The 20,818-nt window shown below is 62.0% G+C and carries 18 protein-coding genes; 11 read left to right on the top strand and 7 right to left on the bottom strand.

The genetic code is table 11. The features are described 5' to 3' along the window. Nucleotides 1–21: 21 nt before the first annotated feature. The gene (locus NWV16_RS27490) at nt 22–1,917 is read left to right on the top strand and encodes an FTR1 family protein (protein ID WP_260521470.1); all 1,896 of its coding nucleotides are present in this window, start codon (nt 22–24) and stop codon (nt 1,915–1,917) included. Nucleotides 1,918–1,921: 4 nt separating this feature from the next. After that, entirely contained in the window at nt 1,922–2,377 is a 456-nt protein-coding gene (locus NWV16_RS27485; protein ID WP_260523594.1) for a YaiI/YqxD family protein, read from the top strand. A 129-nt stretch (nt 2,378–2,506) separates the two neighbouring features. Here the strand turns inward: NWV16_RS27485 and elbB are convergent, their stop codons facing one another. Beyond that, nucleotides 2,507–3,175, bottom strand: coding sequence for an isoprenoid biosynthesis glyoxalase ElbB (elbB, locus tag NWV16_RS27480; RefSeq protein ID WP_260521469.1), 669 nt, complete (start codon nt 3,173–3,175; stop codon nt 2,507–2,509). A gap of 115 nt (nt 3,176–3,290) precedes the next feature. On the opposite strand from elbB, the gene NWV16_RS27475 reads away from it, so the two are divergent. Then, nucleotides 3,291–4,526: a sterol desaturase family protein gene (locus tag NWV16_RS27475; RefSeq protein ID WP_260521468.1), complete on the top strand. Its 1,236-nt coding sequence runs from the start codon at nt 3,291–3,293 to the stop codon at nt 4,524–4,526. On the opposite strand, the gene NWV16_RS27470 is transcribed toward NWV16_RS27475, so the two are convergent. Next, on the bottom strand, nt 4,507–5,163 hold the full coding sequence (locus tag NWV16_RS27470) for a DedA family protein (RefSeq protein ID WP_260521467.1): 657 nt from the start codon (nt 5,161–5,163) through the stop codon (nt 4,507–4,509). The two genes, NWV16_RS27475 and NWV16_RS27470, sit on opposite strands and share 20 nt — an antisense overlap. A 208-nt stretch (nt 5,164–5,371) precedes the next feature. Here NWV16_RS27470 and hemB point away from each other — a divergent pair, with 208 nt between their 5' ends. Both hemB and ppk1 read left to right on the top strand, forming a co-directional pair. Then, nucleotides 5,372–6,385 carry a porphobilinogen synthase gene (hemB, locus tag NWV16_RS27465; protein ID WP_260521466.1) on the top strand — a complete coding sequence of 338 codons (1,014 nt, stop codon included), beginning with the start codon at nt 5,372–5,374 and terminating at the stop codon, nt 6,383–6,385. Between the two features lie 18 nt (nt 6,386–6,403). Next, nucleotides 6,404–8,629, top strand: coding sequence for a polyphosphate kinase 1 (gene ppk1, locus NWV16_RS27460; RefSeq protein ID WP_065258113.1), 2,226 nt, complete (start codon nt 6,404–6,406; stop codon nt 8,627–8,629). A 66-nt stretch (nt 8,630–8,695) separates the two neighbouring features. Here ppk1 and ppx read toward each other — a convergent pair whose 3' ends face one another. The 5 genes from ppx to NWV16_RS27435 all read right to left on the bottom strand — a co-directional run bounded on the left by ppx (nt 8,696) and on the right by NWV16_RS27435 (nt 13,217). After that, nucleotides 8,696–10,198, bottom strand: coding sequence for an exopolyphosphatase (gene ppx, locus NWV16_RS27455; RefSeq protein WP_260521465.1), 1,503 nt, complete (start codon nt 10,196–10,198; stop codon nt 8,696–8,698). Between the two features lie 160 nt (nt 10,199–10,358). Continuing rightward, a complete protein-coding gene (locus NWV16_RS27450; protein ID WP_260521464.1) occupies nt 10,359–11,096 on the bottom strand; it encodes an amino acid ABC transporter ATP-binding protein in 738 nt (245 codons plus the stop codon). Further along, nucleotides 11,083–11,733, bottom strand: coding sequence for an amino acid ABC transporter permease (locus NWV16_RS27445; protein WP_260521463.1), 651 nt, complete (start codon nt 11,731–11,733; stop codon nt 11,083–11,085). The genes NWV16_RS27450 and NWV16_RS27445 overlap by 14 nt, the downstream gene beginning before the upstream one ends. Further along, nucleotides 11,730–12,410, bottom strand: a complete 681-nt coding sequence (locus NWV16_RS27440) for an amino acid ABC transporter permease (protein WP_260521462.1) — start codon at nt 12,408–12,410, stop codon at nt 11,730–11,732. The genes NWV16_RS27445 and NWV16_RS27440 overlap by 4 nt, the downstream gene beginning before the upstream one ends. Nucleotides 12,411–12,431: 21 nt before the next feature. Then, entirely contained in the window at nt 12,432–13,217 is a 786-nt protein-coding gene (locus tag NWV16_RS27435; protein ID WP_260521461.1) for a transporter substrate-binding domain-containing protein, read from the bottom strand. 256 nt (nt 13,218–13,473) lie between these two features. Here NWV16_RS27435 and NWV16_RS27430 point away from each other — a divergent pair, with 256 nt between their 5' ends. The 6 genes from NWV16_RS27430 to NWV16_RS27405 all read left to right on the top strand — a co-directional run bounded on the left by NWV16_RS27430 (nt 13,474) and on the right by NWV16_RS27405 (nt 20,815). Next, the gene (locus NWV16_RS27430; protein WP_260521460.1) at nt 13,474–14,181 is read left to right on the top strand and encodes a FadR/GntR family transcriptional regulator; all 708 of its coding nucleotides are present in this window, start codon (nt 13,474–13,476) and stop codon (nt 14,179–14,181) included. 120 nt (nt 14,182–14,301) lie between these two features. Continuing rightward, entirely contained in the window at nt 14,302–14,631 is a 330-nt protein-coding gene (gene trxA / locus NWV16_RS27425) for a thioredoxin TrxA (RefSeq protein ID WP_016967174.1), read from the top strand. Nucleotides 14,632–14,880: 249 nt separating this feature from the next. Continuing rightward, nucleotides 14,881–16,140: a transcription termination factor Rho gene (rho, locus tag NWV16_RS27420; RefSeq protein ID WP_007951825.1), complete on the top strand. Its 1,260-nt coding sequence runs from the start codon at nt 14,881–14,883 to the stop codon at nt 16,138–16,140. Nucleotides 16,141–16,313: 173 nt separating this feature from the next. Beyond that, nucleotides 16,314–18,311: an acyltransferase family protein gene (locus tag NWV16_RS27415; RefSeq protein WP_260521459.1), complete on the top strand. Its 1,998-nt coding sequence runs from the start codon at nt 16,314–16,316 to the stop codon at nt 18,309–18,311. Nucleotides 18,312–18,380: 69 nt separating this feature from the next. Beyond that, entirely contained in the window at nt 18,381–19,847 is a 1,467-nt protein-coding gene (ubiD, locus tag NWV16_RS27410) for a 4-hydroxy-3-polyprenylbenzoate decarboxylase (protein ID WP_065259930.1), read from the top strand. After that, the gene (locus NWV16_RS27405) at nt 19,847–20,815 is read left to right on the top strand and encodes a CDP-6-deoxy-delta-3,4-glucoseen reductase (protein WP_260521458.1); all 969 of its coding nucleotides are present in this window, start codon (nt 19,847–19,849) and stop codon (nt 20,813–20,815) included. Before ubiD ends, NWV16_RS27405 begins: the two co-directional genes overlap by 1 nt. Nucleotides 20,816–20,818: the final 3 nt, after the last annotated feature.

Raw genomic sequence — 20,818 nt, 5'->3', positions numbered from 1 at the left:
ATTTCCAATTGAGATCCTTTCATGACTGCCTCGTCCCGATTCCTGGCCTGGCTGGTGTTCCCGCTGTTTGCCCTGAGCAGTTTCAATCTGTTGGCCGATACCGTGGAAGGCGCGCCCCGGGCGCTGCACCTGCTCGATTACATCAGCGCCGACTACCCGCCAACGGTAGAGGCGGGCAAGATTGTCGACGATGCCGAATACCGCGAACAACTGGAATTCACCCGGGCGTTGCAAGGGTTGATTGCCGCAATGCCGGCCAAACCGGAGAAGGCCGGTCTGGAGCAGGGCATCGATGCTCTGCTCGCCGCCATCACCGCGAAGCAGGACGGCGCGGACGTCGCCCGTCAGGCCCGGCAACTGGGGGCAAAACTGGCGGTGGCCTATGAAGTCAGCCAGGCGCCGATCATCACTCCGGACCCGGCCCGTGGTGCGCCGCTCTACGCCCAGCACTGTTCGGTGTGTCATGGCGCCAACGGGGCCGGGGATGGCCCTGCGAGTGTCGGCATGGAGCCCGCGCCGGCCAACCTGCGTGATGCCACGCGTCTGGATCATCTGAGTCTCTACGCAATCTTCAACACCCTCGGCCAAGGCGTCGAAGGCACCGACATGCCGGCCTTCGCCGATCAACTGGACGACCGTCAGCGCTGGGATCTGGCGACCTACATCGCGCAGTTCAGTGCCGACCCGGCCACGACCAAATCCGACAAGACCTACAACATCGCCGACCTCGCCCGTCAGACACCGGCCGAAGTGCAGGCCGCCGAAGGCGCCGAAGCCGCCGCGACCTTCCGCGCGCAACGGGCGCAGCCGCCGCAGGTCAAGCGCGGCCCGGCGCAGTTGCTCGACTACACCGCCGCGACCCTGGACAAGAGCCTGGCCGCGTACCGTGCCGGCGATCGTGATCAGGCGTATGACTTGTCCGTTGCTGCCTATCTGGAAGGCTTCGAGCTGGTTGAAAGCTCGCTGGACAACGTCGACGCCAACGTGCGCAAGGACACTGAGAAATCCTTGATGGCCTACCGGCAATCGCTGCAGGACGGCTTGCCGGTGGAGCAGGCCGAGCAGCGCCTTGACGCGGCCAAGGGCAAACTCAAGGCGTCTGCCGATTTGCTGGGCAGCGACGGTCTGAGCTGGTCGCTGAGCTACATTTCCGGGCTGCTGATTCTGCTGCGCGAAGGCCTAGAGGCGATTCTGGTGCTGGCGGCGATCCTCGCGTTTCTGCGTAATACCGGCCAGCAATCGGCGGTGCGCAGCGTCAACGTCGGGTGGGGCCTGGCGTTGCTGGCCGGTCTCGGTACCTGGGCGCTGGCGGCGTATGTGATCGATGTCAGCGGCTCCCAGCGGGAACTGCTGGAAGGCGCCACGGCGCTGTTCGCCAGCGTCATGGTGCTGTGGCTCGGGGTGTGGATGCACGACCGTCGGCACGCGGCGGCCTGGCAGGATTACATCAAACAGAGCCTGGTCGGTGGCGGTGGGCGGTTCGGTTTTGCGGTGCTGGCGTTCTTCTCGGTGTATCGCGAGCTGTTCGAGGTGATTCTGTTCTACGAAACCCTGTGGCTGCAGGCCGGTCCTGCCGGGCACAACGCAGTATTGGCGGGCGGCGCTACGGCGCTGGTGCTGTTGTTCGGTCTGGCCTGGATCATTCTGCGCGGCTCGGCAAAGTTGCCGCTGGCGCTGTTTTTCAGCATCAACGCGGCGCTGCTGTGCGCACTGTCGGTGGTGTTCGCCGGCCACGGCGTGAAAGCGTTGCAGGAAGCCGGGATCTTCGGCACCCGGCCGGTGGCGTTCTTCGATTTCGAATGGCTGGGGATTCACGCCGATGCCTATTCGCTGGCGGCGCAGGCGGTGGCGATTGCGGCGATCATCGTGCTCTACGGTCGCAGCCGGGTGGCGGAAAAGCGCCGTGTGGCGGCCTGAAATGATGCGCGTATGGATCGATGCCGACGCCTGCCCGAAGATGGCTAAAGAGCTGGTGGTGAAGTTCGCCCTCAAGCGCCGCTTCGAGGTGGTGCTGGTGGCGGGGCAGCCGCAGAGCAAACCGGCGCTGGCGATCGTCAAACTGATCGTGGTGCCGAGCGGCCCCGATGCGGCGGATGATTATCTGGTGGAGCACGCGGTGCCGGGCGAACTGGTGATCTGCAGCGACATCCCGCTGGCCGACCGGCTAGTGAAGAAGGGCGTTGCAGCGCTGGACCCGCGAGGCAAGGAGTTCGACGCGCAGAACATGGGTGAACGACTGGCGACGCGCAACCTGTTCACCGACCTGCGTGAACAGGGCCAGGTCAGCGGCGGCCCGGCGCCGTTAGGCGACCGGGAGAAGCAGGCGTTCGCCAATGCCCTGGACCGGATCCTCACCAGGCTCACCCGCAAACCCTGAACATTACACAAATCCCTTGTGGGAGCGGGCTTGCTTGCGAAGGCGGTGTGTCATTCAACGAATAGTTGTCTGACCTGACGTCTTCGCGAGCAAGCCCGCTCCCACATTGGTTTGTGTTCGACCAAGAGATCAGGCGTCGTTTTCGTGGGTCAGCTCAAGCACGCGATCGACCAGCTTGTTGATCCCCGAAGCCGCCTCACTGATCGACTGCGCCAGCATGTAGGCCGGGGTGGTCACCAGTTTGCGCGCCTTGTCTTCGATGATGTCGGTCACGGCGCAGTCTTCGTGGGTGGCGCCCATCTTGCCGATGGCCGTGGCGGTGTCGGCATCGTTGCCGATGGTGCAGGTCACGCCCGGGCCGTAGATCTTGGCGGCCAGTGCCGGCGAAATGCACATCAGGCCCACCGGTTTGCCCGCTTCGGCAAAGGCCTCGGCCAGCGCCAGTACGTCCGGCTGAACGCAGCAGCCGGCGCCATCGGCGGCGAAGTTCGACAGGTTCTTCGCTGCGCCGAAACCGCCGGGCACGATCAGCGCATCGAAGTCATCGACATCGGCTTCACGGACATCCTTGATGTTGCCCCGGGCGATGCGCGCCGACTCCACCAGCACGTTGCGCGACTCGGGCATCTCTTTGCCGGTGAGGTGGTTGATCACATGCAATTGCGCGACGTCCGGGGCGAAGCACTGCACCTGGGCGCCACGCTGATCCAGGCGCAGCAGGGTGATGACGCTCTCGTGGATCTCGGCGCCGTCGTACACGCCGCAACCGGACAGGATCACTGCAACTTTTTTGCTCATGGGGTTCTCTCCAGATTCATGGCGCTAAATGTCCACTAATTTGTCGCTCGTTGCCATAGGGGCAAGCCGTCGCTACACCTAGGATCAGTGCACACGGATCTCATCAGGGCACGTCATGAACTTCATTCTGTATGCGGTGCCGTTGTTCTTTGTATTGATCGCGGTCGAGCTGATCGCCGACCGTCGGCGCGGGGTGAGCAACTATCGCCTGGCCGATGCGGTGAGCAGCATCAGCACCGGGGTGCTGTCGACCACCACCGGCCTGCTGACCAAGGGCGTGGGGCTGGTGACTTACGGGTTTGCCCTGGAGCATCTGGCGCTGTTCAGGTTGCCGGCGGACAGTGTTGGGGTGTGGGTCTTCGCCTTTGTCCTCTACGATTTCTGTTACTACTGGCTGCACCGGATGGGCCATGAACGGAACATCCTCTGGGCCGCTCACTCGGTGCATCACCAGAGCGAGGACTACAACCTTTCCACGGCCTTGCGCCAGACCAGCACCGGGTTTCTGCTGGGCTGGATCTTTTACCTGCCGATGGCCGTGCTGGGCGTGCCGTTGCCGGTGTTCGTCAGTGTTGCCGCGCTGAATCTGCTGTATCAGTTCTGGGTGCATACAAAGCACATTCCCAAGCTCGGCTGGTTCGAATGGTTTTTCGTCACGCCGTCCAATCATCGGGCCCACCATGCACAGAACGCTCTCTACATGGATCGCAACTACGGCGGGGTGTTCATTATTTGGGATCGCCTGTTTGGCTCGTTCCAGGAAGAGGACGACAACGAGCCGGTGATTTTCGGCGTGACCACACCGTTGGCGAGCTGGAATCCGTTATGGGCGAACCTGCAGTTTTACGTGCAGCTCTGGAATGATGCGCGGCGCGCCGGGAGCACATGGGACAAACTGCGAATCTGGTTCATGCGCACCGGATGGCGCCCGGCGGACGTGGCAGCGAAATATCCGCTGAGCAAGCCGGATCTGAGCCGGTTCAGCAAATTCGAAGTGCCGTTGGGCGCCCGACAGGAGTGGTACGTGCTGCTGCAATTCGGCGTGTATGTGGCGCTGGGCAGTTATCTGATGAGTCTGGAGCGCAGTCTGCCGACCGGTGCCCTGGTGCTGGGCTGGGGCGCGATGGCGTCGGGTCTGTTTGTGCTGGGCGTGGCCCTGGAGAATCGCCCGTGGGCGCTGAAGCTGGAGCTGTTGCGACTGGCGGCGAACCTGCCGCTGGTGTGGCTGGCGCCGCAGGTCGGGTTGTGGCCGGCCAGCCCCGAAATCTGGGCCGGCCTGCTCGGTTACAGCCTGCTCAGCGGCATCGGGCTGTATTGCTGTCGCCGGCGGGTTACTCGGTGGGTGTCTTAGGCTCGGCCGCCTTGGCCTGTTCGGCTTTGTGCCGTTCGGCCCTGGCCAGTTGCTCGGCCTGTTCTGCTTCGTAGACCTTTTTCGCCAGCCGGGCATTCTTGAACCGGCGGCGCAACCAGAGGCCGCCCCCCAGCACCAGCAGCGCACCGAGTACCCACAGTTCATATTTCTTGATGCTGCCCAGCATGCCTTCGAGCACCGCACCGAAGTGGTACGCGGCTGCGGCCAGGGCCGCGGCCCAGATCGCCGCACCGATGCCGTTCAGCAGCAGATAGCGTCCGGGCGGATAGCCTGACAGGCCGATGGCCACCGGCATCACCGTGCGCAGGCCGTAAACGAAGCGGAAACTCAGGACCCAGATGTCCGGGTGTTTGCGGATGTGCTCCAGTGCGCGGTCACCCAACATTTGCCAGCGCGGTTTGCGCGCCAGCAACTTGCGCCCGTGCTTGCGGCCCAGGAAGTACCACAGCTGATCGCCGGCATAGCTGCCGAAGAACGCCACGACCACCACCAGGTTGATGTCCATGTAACCACGGAACGCGAGGAAGCCCGCGAGCACCAGGATGGTTTCGCCTTCGAAGAACGTGCCGAGAAACAAGGCAAAGTAGCCGAAGTCATGCAGAAATTGTTGGAGCATTGTCTGGGTGCTGGCGAAATGAACGCGCAGCCTAACCCTTCGGACACATTCAGGAAAGTGTCGAAATGTGTCTCGACGTTAACATTTCCTACAACGACAATGGATTGCGGCTACGTGTCACAGGGGTGCACATAACTGTAATACGACCGTCATAATGGCCGCTTATAACTGTCACGCTCGCCCGTCTGCGCGGGCTCAGGAGTCTGCCGTGAGCTTTACCCCAGCCAACCGTCTGTTCCCTGCCACCCGCCTGCGTCGCAATCGTCGTGATGACTTTTCCCGGCGTCTGGTGCGTGAGAACGTGTTGACGGTCGATGACCTGATCCTGCCGGTGTTCGTGCTCGACGGTGAAAACCGCCGCGAAGCCGTGGCCTCGATGCCCGGTGTCGAGCGCCTGACCATCGACCTGCTGCTGGAAGAAGCGGCGAAATGGGTCGAACTGGGGATCCCGGCACTGGCGCTGTTCCCTGTCACGCCATCCGAACTCAAGTCCCTCGATGCCGCCGAAGCGTGGAATCCCGAAGGTATCGCCCAGCGCGCCACCCGCGCCCTGCGTGATCGCTTCCCGGAGCTGGGCGTGATCACCGACGTTGCCCTCGATCCGTTCACCACTCACGGTCAGGACGGCATTCTCGACGAAGAAGGCTACGTGCAGAACGACATCACCGTCGATGCACTGGTCAAACAGGCGTTGTCCCACGCCGCTGCAGGTGCCCAGGTGGTGGCTCCGTCGGACATGATGGACGGCCGCATCCAGGCGATCCGCGAAGCGCTGGAGCTGGCCGGTCACGTCAACGTGCGGATCATGGCCTACTCGGCCAAGTACGCCAGCGCCTATTACGGGCCGTTCCGCGATGCCGTGGGATCGGCCGCGAATCTGGGCAAGGCGAACAAGGCTTCCTATCAGATGGATCCGGCCAACAGCGACGAAGCGTTGCACGAAGTGGGCGCGGACTTGTCTGAAGGCGCGGACATGGTCATGGTCAAGCCCGGCATGCCTTACCTGGACATTTTGTTCCGGGTAAAAGATGCCTTCAAAGTGCCGACCTTCGTCTATCAGGTCAGCGGCGAATACGCCATGCACATGGCGGCGATCCAGAATGGCTGGTTGAGCGAAGGCGTGATCCTCGAATCCCTGACCGCCTTTAAACGTGCCGGCGCTGATGGCATCCTGACTTACTTTGCTGTCCGTGCCGCTCAATTGTTACGAGAGCAGAAATAGCCCTCCCAGGAACATTCGATGAATACCGAAGGACTCACTGAAGTTGCCGTAAAAGAAGCTCAACCCGTGGTCGAGCAGATTACCGAGACCCCGCCGGAACTCGAACCTGCGCCGCCCGCGCCGGCCACCGAGTCCGCCGCAGCGGCACCGGTGATCGCGATTCCCGGACTGGATGACAGCAGCCTGTATATCCACCGGGAATTGTCGCAACTGCAGTTCAACATCCGCGTGCTGGAACAGGCACTGGACGAGTCCTACCCGTTGCTGGAGCGGCTGAAGTTCCTGCTGATCTTCTCCAGCAACCTCGACGAATTCTTCGAAATCCGCGTCGCCGGCCTCAAGAAGCAGATCACCTTCGCCCGGGAACAGGCCGGTGCCGACGGCTTGCAGCCGCATCAGGCCCTGGCCCGCATCAGCGAGCTGGTGCACGGTCATGTAGACCGCCAGTATGCGATTCTCAACGACATCCTGCTGCCGGAGCTGGAAAAGCATCAGGTGCGCTTCATCCGTCGCCGCTACTGGACCACCAAGCTCAAGACCTGGGTCCGTCGCTACTTCCGCGACGAGATCGCGCCGATCATCACTCCGATCGGCCTCGACCCGACACACCCGTTTCCGTTGCTGGTGAACAAGAGCCTGAACTTCATCGTCGAGCTCGAAGGTATCGACGCCTTCGGTCGCGATTCCGGTCTGGCGATCATCCCGGCGCCGCGCCTGCTGCCACGGATCATCAAGGTGCCGGAAGAAGTCGGCGGCCCTGGCGACAACTATGTGTTCCTGTCGTCGATGATCCACGCTCACGCCGATGACCTGTTCCAGGGCATGAAGGTAAAGGGCTGCTACCAGTTCCGCCTGACCCGGAACGCCGACCTGGCGCTCGACTCCGAGGACGTCGAAGACCTCGCCCGCGCCCTGCGTGGCGAGTTGTTCTCCCGTCGTTACGGTGACGCCGTGCGTCTGGAAGTCGCCGACACTTGCCCGAAACACCTGTCGGACTACCTGCTCAAGCAGTTCAGCCTGAGCGAGACCGAGCTGTATCAGGTCAACGGTCCGGTCAACCTGACCCGTCTGTTCAGCATCACCGGTCTGGACAGCCATCCGGAGCTGCAATACACGCCGTTCACGCCGCAGATCCCGAAGCTGCTGCAGAACAGCGAGAACATTTTCAGCGTCGTCAGCAAACAGGACATCCTGCTGCTGCACCCGTTCGAGTCGTTCACCCCGGTGGTCGACCTGCTGCGTCAGGCCGCGAAAGACCCGCACGTTCTGGCTGTGCGCCAGACGCTGTACCGCTCCGGCGCCAACTCGGAAATCGTCGATGCGTTGGTGGATGCCGCGCGTAACGGCAAGGAAGTGACGGCGGTCATCGAGCTGCGGGCGCGCTTCGACGAAGAGTCCAACCTGCAACTGGCCAGCCGTCTGCAGGCGGCGGGTGCGGTGGTGATCTACGGCGTGGTCGGCTTCAAGACCCACGCCAAGATGATGCTGATCCTGCGCCGCGAGGCCGGCGAGATCGTGCGTTATGCGCACCTCGGCACCGGTAACTACCACGCCGGCAACGCCCGTCTGTACACCGACTACAGCCTGCTGACCTCCGACGACGCCTTGTGCGAAGACGTCGGCAAACTGTTCAGCCAGTTGATCGGCATGGGCAAGACGCTGCGCATGAAGAAGCTGCTGCATGCGCCGTTCACCCTGAAGAAGGGCATGCTCGACATGATCGCCCGCGAGACGCAATTCGCCCTCGACGGCAAGCCGGCGCACATCATCGCCAAGTTCAACTCGCTGACCGATCCGAAGATCATCCGCGCGCTGTACAAGGCCAGCCAGTCCGGCGTGCGCATCGATCTGGTGGTGCGCGGCATGTGCTGCCTGCGTCCGGGTATCGCCGGGGTTTCGCACAATATTCACGTGCGCTCGATCATCGGCCGCTTCCTCGAGCACACCCGGGTGTTCTACTTCCTCAACGGTGGCGAGGAGCAGATGTTCCTCTCCAGCGCCGACTGGATGGAGCGCAACCTCGACAAGCGCGTCGAGACTTGCTTCCCGGTGGAAGGCAAGAAGCTGCTGACCCGGGTCAAGAAGGAGCTGGAGCTGTACCTGACCGACAACACCCACAGCTGGAGCCTGCAATCTGACGGCCGCTACATCCGCAACACGCCGACCGGCAACCAGAACCCGCGCAGTGCGCAGGCGACGTTGCTGGAGCGGTTGGGCAGCCCGATTCTGCCGGTGAGCAGTTGACCGCAGGTCTCAAAGCAATAAAAAAGGCGATCCATCCGGATCGCCTTTTTTCTACCTGCCGGTTACTCAGCGCACAGTCAGGACAATGCCAACCCGCGTCAGCCACTCGGCCTCAAGCGCGAAGTCGGCCTGAGTCAGCTGGTTCTCATTCAGCCAGTTTTCCGGGAACTCCACGTCGAGGTTGTCGCCATTGGCGTGCAACGCCACCTGCGGCATGGTCTGGGTGCCGCGAATGTGATGGAACAGGATCGCAAAACGCAGCAGTACACACAGGCGGATCAGTTTGTCGCCGTCCTCGCCGAATTCGGCGAACTTGTCCTTGGGGATGTTGCGGCGGTGGCCGCGCACCAGCAGGGCGAGCATTTGCTGGTCTTCGCGGGAGAACCCGGCGAGGTCCGAGTGCTCGATCAGGTAGGCGCCGTGCTTGTGGTAGTGGTAGTGGGCGATGTCGAGCCCGACTTCGTGCACTTTCGCCGCCCAGCCCAGCAGTTCGCGCCAGATGCCGTCTTCCAGCTGCCAGTCCTCGGCCACCTGATCGAAGGCGTGCAGCGCTTTGCGCTCGACCCGTGCGGCCTGTTCCAGGTCAACGTGGTAGCGCTCCATCAGCGAGGTCAGGGTGCGTTCGCGCACGTCTTCGTGATGATGGCGGCCAAGCAGGTCGTAGAGCACGCCTTCACGCAGCGCCCCTTCGCAGTGATCCATGCGCTGCAGTTCAAGGGCGTCGAAGATCGCTTCGAGGATCGCCAGGCCCGCCGGGAAGATCGCCCGACGGTCAGGCTTGATGCCTTCGAAGTCGATCTTGTCGACGTCGCCGAGCTTGAACAGGCGACGCTTGAGCCACGCCAGGCCTTCGGCATTCACTTCGCCGGCGCCGTGTCCGCCAGCCTTCAACGCCAGGCCGATGGCGCGGATGGTGCCCGAGGAGCCGATGGCTTCATCCCAGGTCAGGCGATGCAGGGCGTGTTCGATGCTCATGATTTCCAGACGCGCCGCCGTGTAGGCCTGGGCGTAGCGGGCCGGGGTGATCTTGCCGTCCTTGAAATAGCGCTGGGTGAAGCTCACACAGCCCATTTGCAGGCTTTCGCGCAGCAATGGCTCGAAGCGCTGGCCAATGATGAATTCGGTACTGCCGCCGCCGATGTCGGCGACCAGGCGCTTGCCCGGGGTGTCGGCGAGGGTGTGGGACACGCCGAGATAGATCAGGCGCGCCTCTTCACGGCCGGAGATGACTTCCACCGGGTGACCGAGGATTTCTTCGGCGCGGTGGATGAATTCCAGGCGGTTGCGGGCTTCACGCAGGGCGTTGGTGCCGACGATCCGCACGGCGCCCAGCGGCATGCCGTTGATCAGTTGGGCAAAACGCTTGAGGCAATCGAGCCCGCGCTGCATGGATTCTTCGTTGAGATGGCGCTCTTCGTCGATGCCGGCGGCCAGCTGCACCTTCTCCCCGAGGCGTTCGAGAATACGGATTTCGCCGTTCTGGGCCTTGGCCACGACCATGTGGAAGCTGTTGGAGCCCAGGTCGATTGCGGCGATCAGGGACAGATTCTTGGCTTGAGATTGCGGCATGGTCAGGGGTCTCGGTCGATAACCCTGACATCGTGCCACGATCACAGGCTGCCGCCAACGCGCAGAACTGAAAGGCTTGATTCAGCACAAGTTTGTGGGCCTCGGGGCTGCTTTGCAGCCCGGCGGGAGCAAGCTCCCTCGCCACAGAGAATGGGCAGGTTCAGTGAGTGACTTCGACCGTGCCAATGAAATTCGCCAGCTCCGGCGTCTGCGGATCGGCAAACAGCACTTTCGGATCGCCCACTTCGTGCACCTTGCCCTGATGCATGAACACCAGTTTGTCCCCGACTTCCCGGGCGAAGCGCATTTCGTGGGTGACCATGATCAACGTCATGCCTTCCCTGGCCAATTGCCGGACCACGCTGAGCACTTCGTTAACCAGTTCCGGGTCCAGCGCCGAGGTGATTTCGTCGCACAACAGCACTTTTGGCGACATCGCCAGCGCCCGGGCAATCGCCACGCGCTGTTGCTGTCCCCCGGAAAGCCGATCCGGGAACGCATCGAACTTTTCACCCAGGCCAACGCGCTCCAGCATCTGCCGCGCCAGTTCCGCAGCCTTGGCCTTGGGCACTTTCTGTACCACTTGCGGCGCGAGCATCACGTTTTCGCCCACCGTCAGATGCGGGAACAGGTTGAATTGCTGAAACACCATCCCGACTTTCTGCCGCAGGCTGCGCAGGTCGGCGCGGGCGGCGTCGAGGTATTCGCCGTCGACTTCGATCACGCCGTCGTTGATCGATTCCAGGCCGTTGAGGGTGCGCAGCAGGGTGGATTTGCCCGAGCCGCTGCGGCCGATGATCGCCACCACCTGGCCTTCCTCGACGCTCAGGTCGATGCCTTTGAGCACGTGGTGATCGCCGTAGTATTTATGCAGGGCGGAAATTCTAAGCAGAGGCATGCAGTCTCCTTTCCAGGTAGCGCGCACTGAGGGACAGGGGGTAGCAGAGCAGGAAATAGCCAGCGGCGACGAGGCCGTAGACCATGAATGGTTCGAAGGTGGCGTTGGCGAGCATGCCGCCGGTCTTGGTCAGTTCGGTGAAACCGATGATCGAGGTTACGGCGGTGCCCTTGACCACCTGCACCGAGAAACCCACGGTCGGCGCCACGGCAATCCGCAGTGCCTGCGGCAGGATCACGTAGCGCAGTTGCTCCAGCGGATTGAGCGCCAGGCTCGAGGAGGCTTCCCACTGACCATTGGGGATCGCCTCGACGCATCCACGCCAGATCTCCGCCAGGTAGGCGCTGGTGAACAGCGTCAGGGCAATCGCCGCCGCCATCCACGGGGAGATTTCCACCCCCGCCAGCGCCACGCCGAAGAACACCAGAAACAGCTGCATCAGCAACGGCGTGCCCTGGAACAGTTCGATCCAGGTACGGGCAATGCTGCTCGGCAGCGGATTTTTCGAGATGCGCATGATCAGGATCAGCAACCCGACGAGCCCGCCGCCGATGAACGCCACCAGCGACAACGCCAGTGTCCATTGCAGGCCGGTCAGCAGATTGCGCAGGATGTCCCAGAACGTGAAATCGCTCATTGACCGCTCCTTGCGTTGCTCGTCGACAGGTAGCGCCGGCCGAGCCAGTTCAATAACTGACGGATCAGCAGCGCCATGCACAGATAAATGAGGGTGGTCAGGGCGTAGGTTTCAAAGGCGCGGAAGTTGCGCGATTGAATGAAGTTGGCGGCGAAGCTCAACTCCTCGGTGGCGATCTGTGAACACACGGCCGAACCGAGCATGACGATGATGATCTGGCTGCTCAGGGCCGGCCAGACCTTGCCCAGTGCCGGCCGCAGCACCACGTGGCGAAACGCTTCGAAACGGCTCATCGCCAGCGCAGCCGCTGCTTCCAGTTGCCCGCGCGGGATCGCCTGGATGCCGGCGCGGATGATTTCCGTCGAGTAGGCGCCGAGGTTGATCACCATCGCCAGCACCGCCGCCTGCCACTCGGAAATCTGCACGCCGAGGGACGGCAGGCCGAAAAAGATGAAGAACAGTTGCACCAGAAACGGCGTGTTGCGGATCAACTCGACGTAGACACCGAAAACCGCCGCGAACGGACGGATGTTCCACGCCCGTACCAGCGCCCCGACGATGCCCACGCCGACACCGAACAAAGCACCGATGGCGGTCAGCTCAAGGGTGAACAGCGCCCCGCGCAGCAGCAGCCCGGTGTTTTCCACCACCGGCAGGAAATCGAATTGATAGGCCATCAAGGTCTCCCGCGTCGTCGGTCAGAGGTCGGCCGGCAGTGGCTCTTTGAGCCAGGTCTGCGCATTCTTTTCCAGCGCGCCGTCAGCCTTGGCGCCGGCCAGAATCTCGTTGACCTTGCCCAGCAGCGCCGGCTCGTTCTTGTTCACGCCGACGTAGACCGGCGAATCCTTGAGCTTCACTTTAAGCGTCGGCACACGCTTCGGATTCTTTTCGCTGATCGCGACCATCACCACGTTGCCGCTGGCAATCAGATCCACCTGGCCGGCGAGGTAGGCGGCGATGGTCGAGTTGTTGTCTTCGAAGCGCTTGATGGTCACGCCTTCGGGGACGACCTTGGTCAGCTCGATGTCTTCGATGGCGCCACGGGTGACGCTGATGGTCTTGCCCTTGAGGTCGTCCAGGGTGCTGACGGCAGCATCTGACGGACCGAATACCGCGAGATAGAACGGCGCGTAGGCGCGGGAGAAGTCGATGACCTTTTCGCGCTCGGGGTTCTTGCCGAGGCTGGATATCACCAGATCGACCTTGCCGGTGGTGAGGAACGGGATGCGGTTGGTACTGTTCACCGGCGTCAGTTCGAGTTTGACCTTGAGCTGGTCGGCCAGCAGTTTCGCGGTGTCGATATCGAGGCCGCGCGGCTTCATGTCGGGGCCCACCGAGCCGAACGGCGGGAAGTCCTGGGGCACGGCGACTTTCAAGGTGCCGCGTTTGACTACGTCGTCCAGACCGTCGGCATGGGCGGGGGCCTGGCTGAGCATCAGGCCGGCAAACAGGGCGGCAAGGAGGGCGCTGTAACGCTTCGTCATGGACAATCTCCGGATCGGCGGGAAGTGAATGCTGCGATCGGACAGAGCACGGGGCATGCCAACGTACCGGTTTGAGCCCGCAAAGCCACGGGTTTTCCGGGTTTCATCGGTCTTACTGGTCTGAACAGTCAGGGTGATTTACGCACTGCGATAGCGCATCGGCGTGGCTCGTCGAACCCCGCTGGGGCACGACTTGCCTGATGCCTGGAATAGCTTTACAACTGGCCGCACCTTGGCCTGGACCGTCTGGAAAACCATGAACTCGATCTCTCGCGCTGTACCCGAAGTGGCGCTGCAAGCGATCCGCAAACTGATTACCGAACAGGGCTTCGGCCCCGGCGATGCGCTGCCTTCGCAACGGGATCTGGCGGTGCAGCTGGGCGTCAGCCGGGCCTCCTTGCGCGAAGCGTTGTCGTCATTGAGTGCGCTGGGGGCAGTCAGTATCCAGCCGGGCAAGGGCGTGTTCGTACAGGCGCCGGTAGAGTTGCCGCGTGGAGCGGTGGCGCCGGTCTGGCCGTTTGCGGCCCAGGCTTCGCCGCTGGAGATCTTTCAGTTGCGCTATGCGCTGGAAGGGTTTGCCGCCGGGCTGGCGGCGGTGACGCTGAGCACGTTCGATCTGGACGAACTCGAAGACAACGTGGCTGCCATGCGCGAACAGCTGCGCACCGGTGACTTCGAAGCCGCAGCGAAACTGGACTTCGAATTCCATCAGCGAATCCTGCGGGCCAGCGGCAATCAGGCGATGCTGAACATCCTCACGGCCAGCGCCGAGATCTTTCTGGAAAGCCAGAAACTACCGTTCATCCGGGCCGAGCGGGCCATGGAAACCTGGCAGGAACACCGCAAGATCCTCCGCGCTCTGGCGCGCCGGGCCTCTGCTGCCGCCCAGAAGGCCATGCAGGAGCACGTGCGCAACGCAGCCCTGCGCACGGGAATTGCGTTTATCGCCCCCGCCGGCGCGTGACTTGAGCTATACCCAAACTCATCGAGTGCCATAGCAAGACTCAATCATCTGCGGCTTCCTGAACAAGGGAAGGGCGGCTATGATGGGCCACGTTTTTTTGCTTACAACCTGGAGAATTCCATGAGCAGCGATCTGATCAAACACGTTAGCGACGCTAGCTTCGAAGCCGACGTACTCAAGGCCGAAGGCGCTGTCCTGGTCGACTACTGGGCTGAATGGTGCGGCCCTTGCAAAATGATCGCTCCGGTTCTGGACGAGATTGCAGAGACTTACAAAGGCAAGCTGACCGTTGCCAAGCTGAACATCGACGAAAACTCGGAAACCCCGGCCAAGCATGGCGTACGTGGCATCCCGACCCTGATGCTGTTCAAGAACGGCAACGTGGAAGCGACCAAGGTCGGCGCGCTGTCGAAGTCGCAACTGGCTGCTTTCCTCGACGCCAACATCTAAGCGTCGCTGTAAGGATTGTCCTCAAAAAGCCCCGCAATTTGCGGGGCTTTTTGCGTATTCAGGGCTAGACGCTCCGAAACTCAGGTGATACATTCGGCCCCGCACTGGTTTCTCCACTGCCCCCTGCTAGCCGTCGCCGACGCACTCCTTTTCGAACAAGTACGCGATCCTGTCGCCTTCTCCGCGGCGCGGCCTCATTAAGCCAAAAGCTTAATTTCCCCCCTCCATAAATGATTACGTCATTCCTATATGAATCTGACTGAACTCAAGCAAAAGCCGATTACCGAACTGCTCGAATTGGCCGAACAGATGGGCATAGAAAATATGGCCCGTTCGCGCAAGCAGGACGTGATTTTCTCCCTGCTGAAAAAGCACGCGAAAAGCGGTGAGGAAATCTCCGGTGATGGCGTGCTGGAGATTCTCCAGGACGGCTTCGGCTTCCTGCGCTCCGCTGACGCTTCCTACCTCGCCGGCCCTGACGACATCTACGTCTCGCCGAGCCAGATCCGCCGTTTCAACCTGCGCACCGGTGACACCATCGTCGGCAAGATCCGGCCGCCGAAGGAAGGCGAGCGTTATTTCGCCCTGCTCAAGGTCGACACGATCAACTTCGATCGTCCGGAAAACGCCAAGAACAAGATTCTCTTCGAGAACCTGACCCCGCTGTTCCCGAACGTGCGCATGAAGATGGAAGCCGGCAACGGTTCCACCGAAGACCTGACCGGTCGTGTGATCGACCTGTGCGCCCCGATCGGCAAAGGCCAGCGCGGTCTGATCGTTGCTCCGCCGAAAGCCGGTAAAACGATCATGCTGCAGAACATCGCAGCGAACATCGCCCGTAACAACCCTGAAGTTCACCTGATCGTGCTGTTGATCGACGAACGTCCGGAAGAGGTGACCGAAATGCAGCGCACCGTGCGCGGCGAAGTGGTCGCCTCGACTTTCGACGAGCCGCCGACCCGTCACGTGCAGGTTGCTGAAATGGTGATCGAGAAGGCCAAGCGCCTGGTCGAACACAAGAAGGACGTGGTGATCCTGCTCGACTCCATCACCCGTCTGGCCCGTGCCTACAACACCGTGATCCCGAGCTCCGGCAAGGTGCTGACCGGTGGTGTCGATGCCCACGCCCTGGAGAAGCCGAAACGTTTCTTCGGTGCCGCGCGTAACATCGAAGAGGGCGGCTCGCTGACCATTATCGCCACCGCGCTGGTTGAAACCGGCTCGAAGATGGACGAAGTGATCTACGAAGAGTTCAAGGGCACCGGCAACATGGAGCTGCCTCTGGACCGTCGCATCGCCGAGAAGCGCGTGTTCCCGGCCATCAACATCAACAAGTCCGGCACCCGCCGTGAAGAGTTGCTGACTGCCGACGACGAACTGCAGCGCATGTGGATCCTGCGCAAGCTGCTGCATCCGATGGACGAAGTGGCAGCCATCGAGTTCCTGGTCGACAAGCTGAAAACGACCAAGACCAACGACGAGTTCTTCCTGTCGATGAAGCGCAAGTAACATCGTCGGTCGAGTCCGGAGAATGGCGTCCCTCGGGGGACGCCATTTTTTTTGCCTGTTTTTTGTCCGGGTCATGGGAGGTTCCTGATCTGTTAAGGTCAGTGAATCGGTAAAAACAACAGGCAGCTCTGAGGCTGTACAAAAAACAACCATCTGATTGGCATCAAGGATTTATGAGCACACTGGCTTATCGAAGGGATATCGACGGCTTGCGCGCAGTCGCAGTGATGGCCGTGGTGCTGTTCCACTTTGGCGTCCCGGGATTTACTGGCGGATTCGTCGGTGTGGACGTGTTTTTCGTGATTTCCGGCTACCTGATTACCTCGATCATCTGGAACCAGCGCCAGGCCGGGCGCTTCAGTTTCGTCGAGTTCTGGGCCCGGCGTGCGCGGCGGATCCTGCCGGCGCTGTTTGCGATGATCATCGCGGTGCTGGTGGTGGGCTGGTTCCTGCTGGCGCCCAAGGACTACGAGGAACTGGGGCGGTCGGTGCGCTACCAGGTGACCTTTGTCTCGAACGTCCTGTTCATGCGCCAGGACGGCTATTTCGACGTCGCCTCGGACCTCAAACCACTGCTGCACACCTGGTCGCTGGCGGTGGAGGAGCAGTTCTACATTGTTTTCCCGTTGCTGCTGACGTTGTTGTCGAGCCGGCTGAAACATTGGCGACTGGCGCTGTTCGGCGTATTGCTGCTGTCCTTCGGGCTGAGTGTGTGGGCAATCAATCACCACCCGGAGAAGGCGTTCTTTCTGCTGCCGATGCGAGCCTGGGAACTACTGGCCGGTGCGATGTTGGCGGTGGCACCGAAACACGCATGGCGTTTGAAACCGTTGGCCGCGCAGCTGTTGAGCCTGTCGGGCATGGGGCTGATCCTGCTGGCGGTGTTCATCTATGACAAGTCCACGCCGTTCCCGGGTGCGACTGCACTGTTGCCGGTGCTGGGGGTGGTGCTGCTGATTCTGGCCAACGGTCATCGCGAAACGGCAGTGGGTCGGTTTCTGAGCAGTCGGGTGATGGTCGGGCTCGGTCTGATTTCTTATTCCTGGTACCTCTGGCACTGGCCGGTCTTTGTATTTTCCAGCTATGCCAGCGTCGAAGAGGCCGGTCCTGTGGATAGCGCGGGATTGATTCTGCTGACGCTGGTGCTGGGTTACCTGTCGTGGAAGTTCGTCGAGACGCCATTTCGCGAGCGGCGTCTGCTCGCGGGGCGCCGGCAGGTCCTGCTGGCCGGGTTCTGCGGCATTCTGATCCTGGGGCTCGCCGGGCAAGCCCTGCGCTGGACCGATGGCTTGCCGTCGCGTCTGTCCGAGCAGGCACTGCAATACGCCGACGGCCGCGAGTGGCCACCGGAGCAGCTGGCGTGCCTGACGGACGACAAGGCTGCGGACGACAAATTGTTCTGTCATTACGGTGTCCGTGGTCTGCCGATCCAGGCTCTGGTGTGGGGGGACAGTCACGCGACGGCGCTGATCCCGGTGCTGGAAGACGGGGCGAAAGCCCACGGTGTCAGTGTCACTCTTGCCAGTTCAGCCGGTTGCATTCCGGTTGAGGGGCTGGAAAGCGACCGGGCGTGTGCGCACTTCAATCAACGGATCGAGCAGGCCTTGAATGCGAAACAAGTGAGTGATGTGGTGCTGGTCGCTCGCTGGAGTCTCTATTTGTACGGCGAAGCCAACGGCGATCTGGAGCATGCGTTAAGAACGCCGGGCGGTCAGTATGATCGGGCTGTCGCTGAACGACGCCTGGCCGACGGTCTGCGTGCCGGTGTGGCGCGGCTGCGCGAGGACGGACGGCGGGTCTGGCTGGTCAAGGAAGTGCCGTTGCAGGCATTCAGTCCGCCCTATCGCCTGACACGCCTGGCGATGCTGGGCCACGCGGTGGAGGGTGTCGGTCTGGCTGTCGACGAGCATGAAAGGCGTCAGGGCTTTATCACTCGGTTGTTCGCAGAACTGGCGCAGGATCCGATGGTGCGGATCGTCGATCCGGCGCCACAACTGTGTGACGAGCACGGTCTGTGCCGCGCCGAACGTGATGGTTACTCGCTGTACAAGGATGACAATCACCTGTCGGAAGTCGGTGCGCGAAGGGTGGCGCCGATCCTCGAGCCGCTGTTTCTTGTTCTGCAGGGGGAGAAAAATCTGGGAAAAGCCCAGGCGAATGCAGCCAAGTAAGCCATGACGGGCTGCCAGCGACCGGCATAGCAGGTAGGATGTACGCCTATTTTGAGGGTGCCATCGTCAATGAAATTCAAGGATCTTCGGGATTTCGTGCAGCAGCTTGAGCAGCGCGGAGAGTTGAAACGCATCCGGATTCCCGTCTCGCCGGTGCTGGAAATGACTGAAGTGTGCGACCGCACACTGCGGGCCAAGGGCCCGGCACTGCTGTTCGAGAAACCGACCGGCCATGACATTCCGGTGCTCGGCAACCTGTTCGGCACGCCCGAACGGGTCGCCATGGGCATGGGCGCCGAGTCCATCAGCGAACTGCGCGAGATCGGCAAGCTGCTGGCCTTCCTCAAGGAGCCGGAGCCGCCGAAGGGCCTGAAGGACGCATGGTCGAAGCTGCCGATCTTCCGCAAGATCATCGCGATGGCGCCGAAAGTCGTCAAAGACGCACCCTGCCAGGAAGTGGTCATCGAAGGCGACGACGTCGATCTGGCAATGCTGCCGGTACAGACCTGCTGGCCGGGCGACGTGGCGCCGCTGATCACCTGGGGCCTGACCGTCACCAAGGGGCCGAACAAGGATCGGCAAAACCTCGGCATCTACCGCCAGCAAGTGATCGGCCGCAACAAGGTCATCATGCGCTGGCTCAGCCACCGTGGTGGCGCGCTGGATTTCCGTGAGTGGTGCGAGAAGCATCCGGGCCAGCCGTTCCCGGTGTCCGTGGCCCTCGGCGCGGATCCGGCGACCATTCTCGGCGCGGTCACTCCGGTGCCGGACAGCCTCTCCGAATACGCCTTCGCCGGGCTGTTGCGCGACAGTCGCACGGAACTGGTGAAGTGCCGCGGCAACGACCTGCAAGTGCCGGCTACCGCCGAAATCATCCTCGAAGGTGTGATCCATCCGGGTGAAATGGCCGACGAAGGCCCGTACGGTGACCACACCGGTTATTACAATGAAGTCGACAGCTTCCCGGTGTTCACCGTCGAGCGCATCACCCACCGGATCAAACCGATCTACCACAGCACCTACACCGGCCGTCCGCCGGATGAGCCGGCGATTCTCGGCGTGGCGCTGAACGAGGTGTTCGTGCCGATCCTGCAGAAGCAGTTCCCGGAGATCACCGACTTCTATCTGCCTCCGGAAGGCTGCTCGTACCGCATGGCCGTGGTGACGATGAAGAAGTCGTATCCGGGGCATGCCAAGCGCGTGATGCTGGGTGTCTGGTCGTTTTTGCGACAGTTCATGTACACCAAGTTCGTTATCGTCACCGACGACGACATCAATGCGCGGGACTGGAACGACGTGATCTGGGCCATCACCACGCGCATGGACCCCAAGCGCGACACGGTGATGATCGACAACACGCCGATCGACTACCTCGACTTCGCTTCGCCGGTGTCGGGGCTCGGCTCGAAGATGGGTCTGGATGCCACCCACAAGTGGCCGGGCGAAACCACTCGCGAATGGGGCCGGGTCATCGTCAAGGACGATGCCGTCACCCAACGGATCGATGCCATCTGGAATCAGTTAGGAATAGATTGATGCGTGTAACCCTGCAGCCCTCCGGAGCGGTGCTCGAGATACGGCCCGGAGAGCGGATTCTCGATGGTGCGCGGCGCCTGGGCTACGAATGCCCGCAAAGCTGCCGCAACGGCAATTGTCACGTGTGTGCGGCGCTGCTGGTGGAAGGCCGGGTCGAACAGGCCGGCAAGGTGCATGACCACGGCGAGTTCTACACTTGCATAGCGCAGCCGCTGGAAGACTGCATCCTGCTGTGGGATGGCGTGCTCGCGCTGGGAGAACTGCCGGTGCGCAGCCTGTCGTGTCAGGTCATTGAGTGCCGGGACGTCGGTGGCGACACCTGGCGCGTGCGTCTGCGTGCGCCGGCCGGCAAGCCGCCGCGCTATCACGCCGGTCAATACCTGATGATCGAGCGCGAAAGTGGCGAGAAATCGGCCTTTTCCATGGCTTCCGCGCCTCACAGCGGCCGTGACCTGGAAATCCACGTACTGGCGCGTGAAGCCAGTGCCCTGAGTCTGATCGAACAACTGCAGCGCAATGCCATGGTGCGGGTCGAATTGCCGTTCGGCGACACCCATCTGGCGGAACTGCCGGACGGGCCGCTGGTGCTGATCGCCGCCGGTACCGGCATGGGCCAGATCCACAGCCTGATCGAACATTGCCGGGCCAGCGGCTTCAAACACCCGGTGCACCTGTACTGGGGCGTGCGTCGTCCGGAAGATTTCTACGAAATCGAGCATTGGGACGAATGGCTGAAGCTGCCCAATCTGTTCCTGCACAAGGTCGTCAGTGACCAATGCGGCTGGGAAGGGCGCTGCGGGATGTTGCATGAGGCGGTGTGCGAGGACTTCCCGGACCTGAAATCGCTGCACGTCTACGCCAGCGGCTCGCCGGCGATGGTCTATGGCACCCTGGATGCGCTGGTGGAGGCCGGGATGGATGCCCACCAAATGCGCGCCGACGTATTCGCGTATGCGCCGCGCTCCTGAGTC

It is taken from the genome of Pseudomonas sp. BW7P1, from assembly GCF_024981055.1.
Taxonomy (GTDB): Bacteria; Pseudomonadota; Gammaproteobacteria; order Pseudomonadales; family Pseudomonadaceae; genus Aquipseudomonas; species Aquipseudomonas bananamidigenes.
Note: the sequence above shows the minus strand (reverse complement) of the source record. Positions and strands in the feature narration are given on the sequence as shown.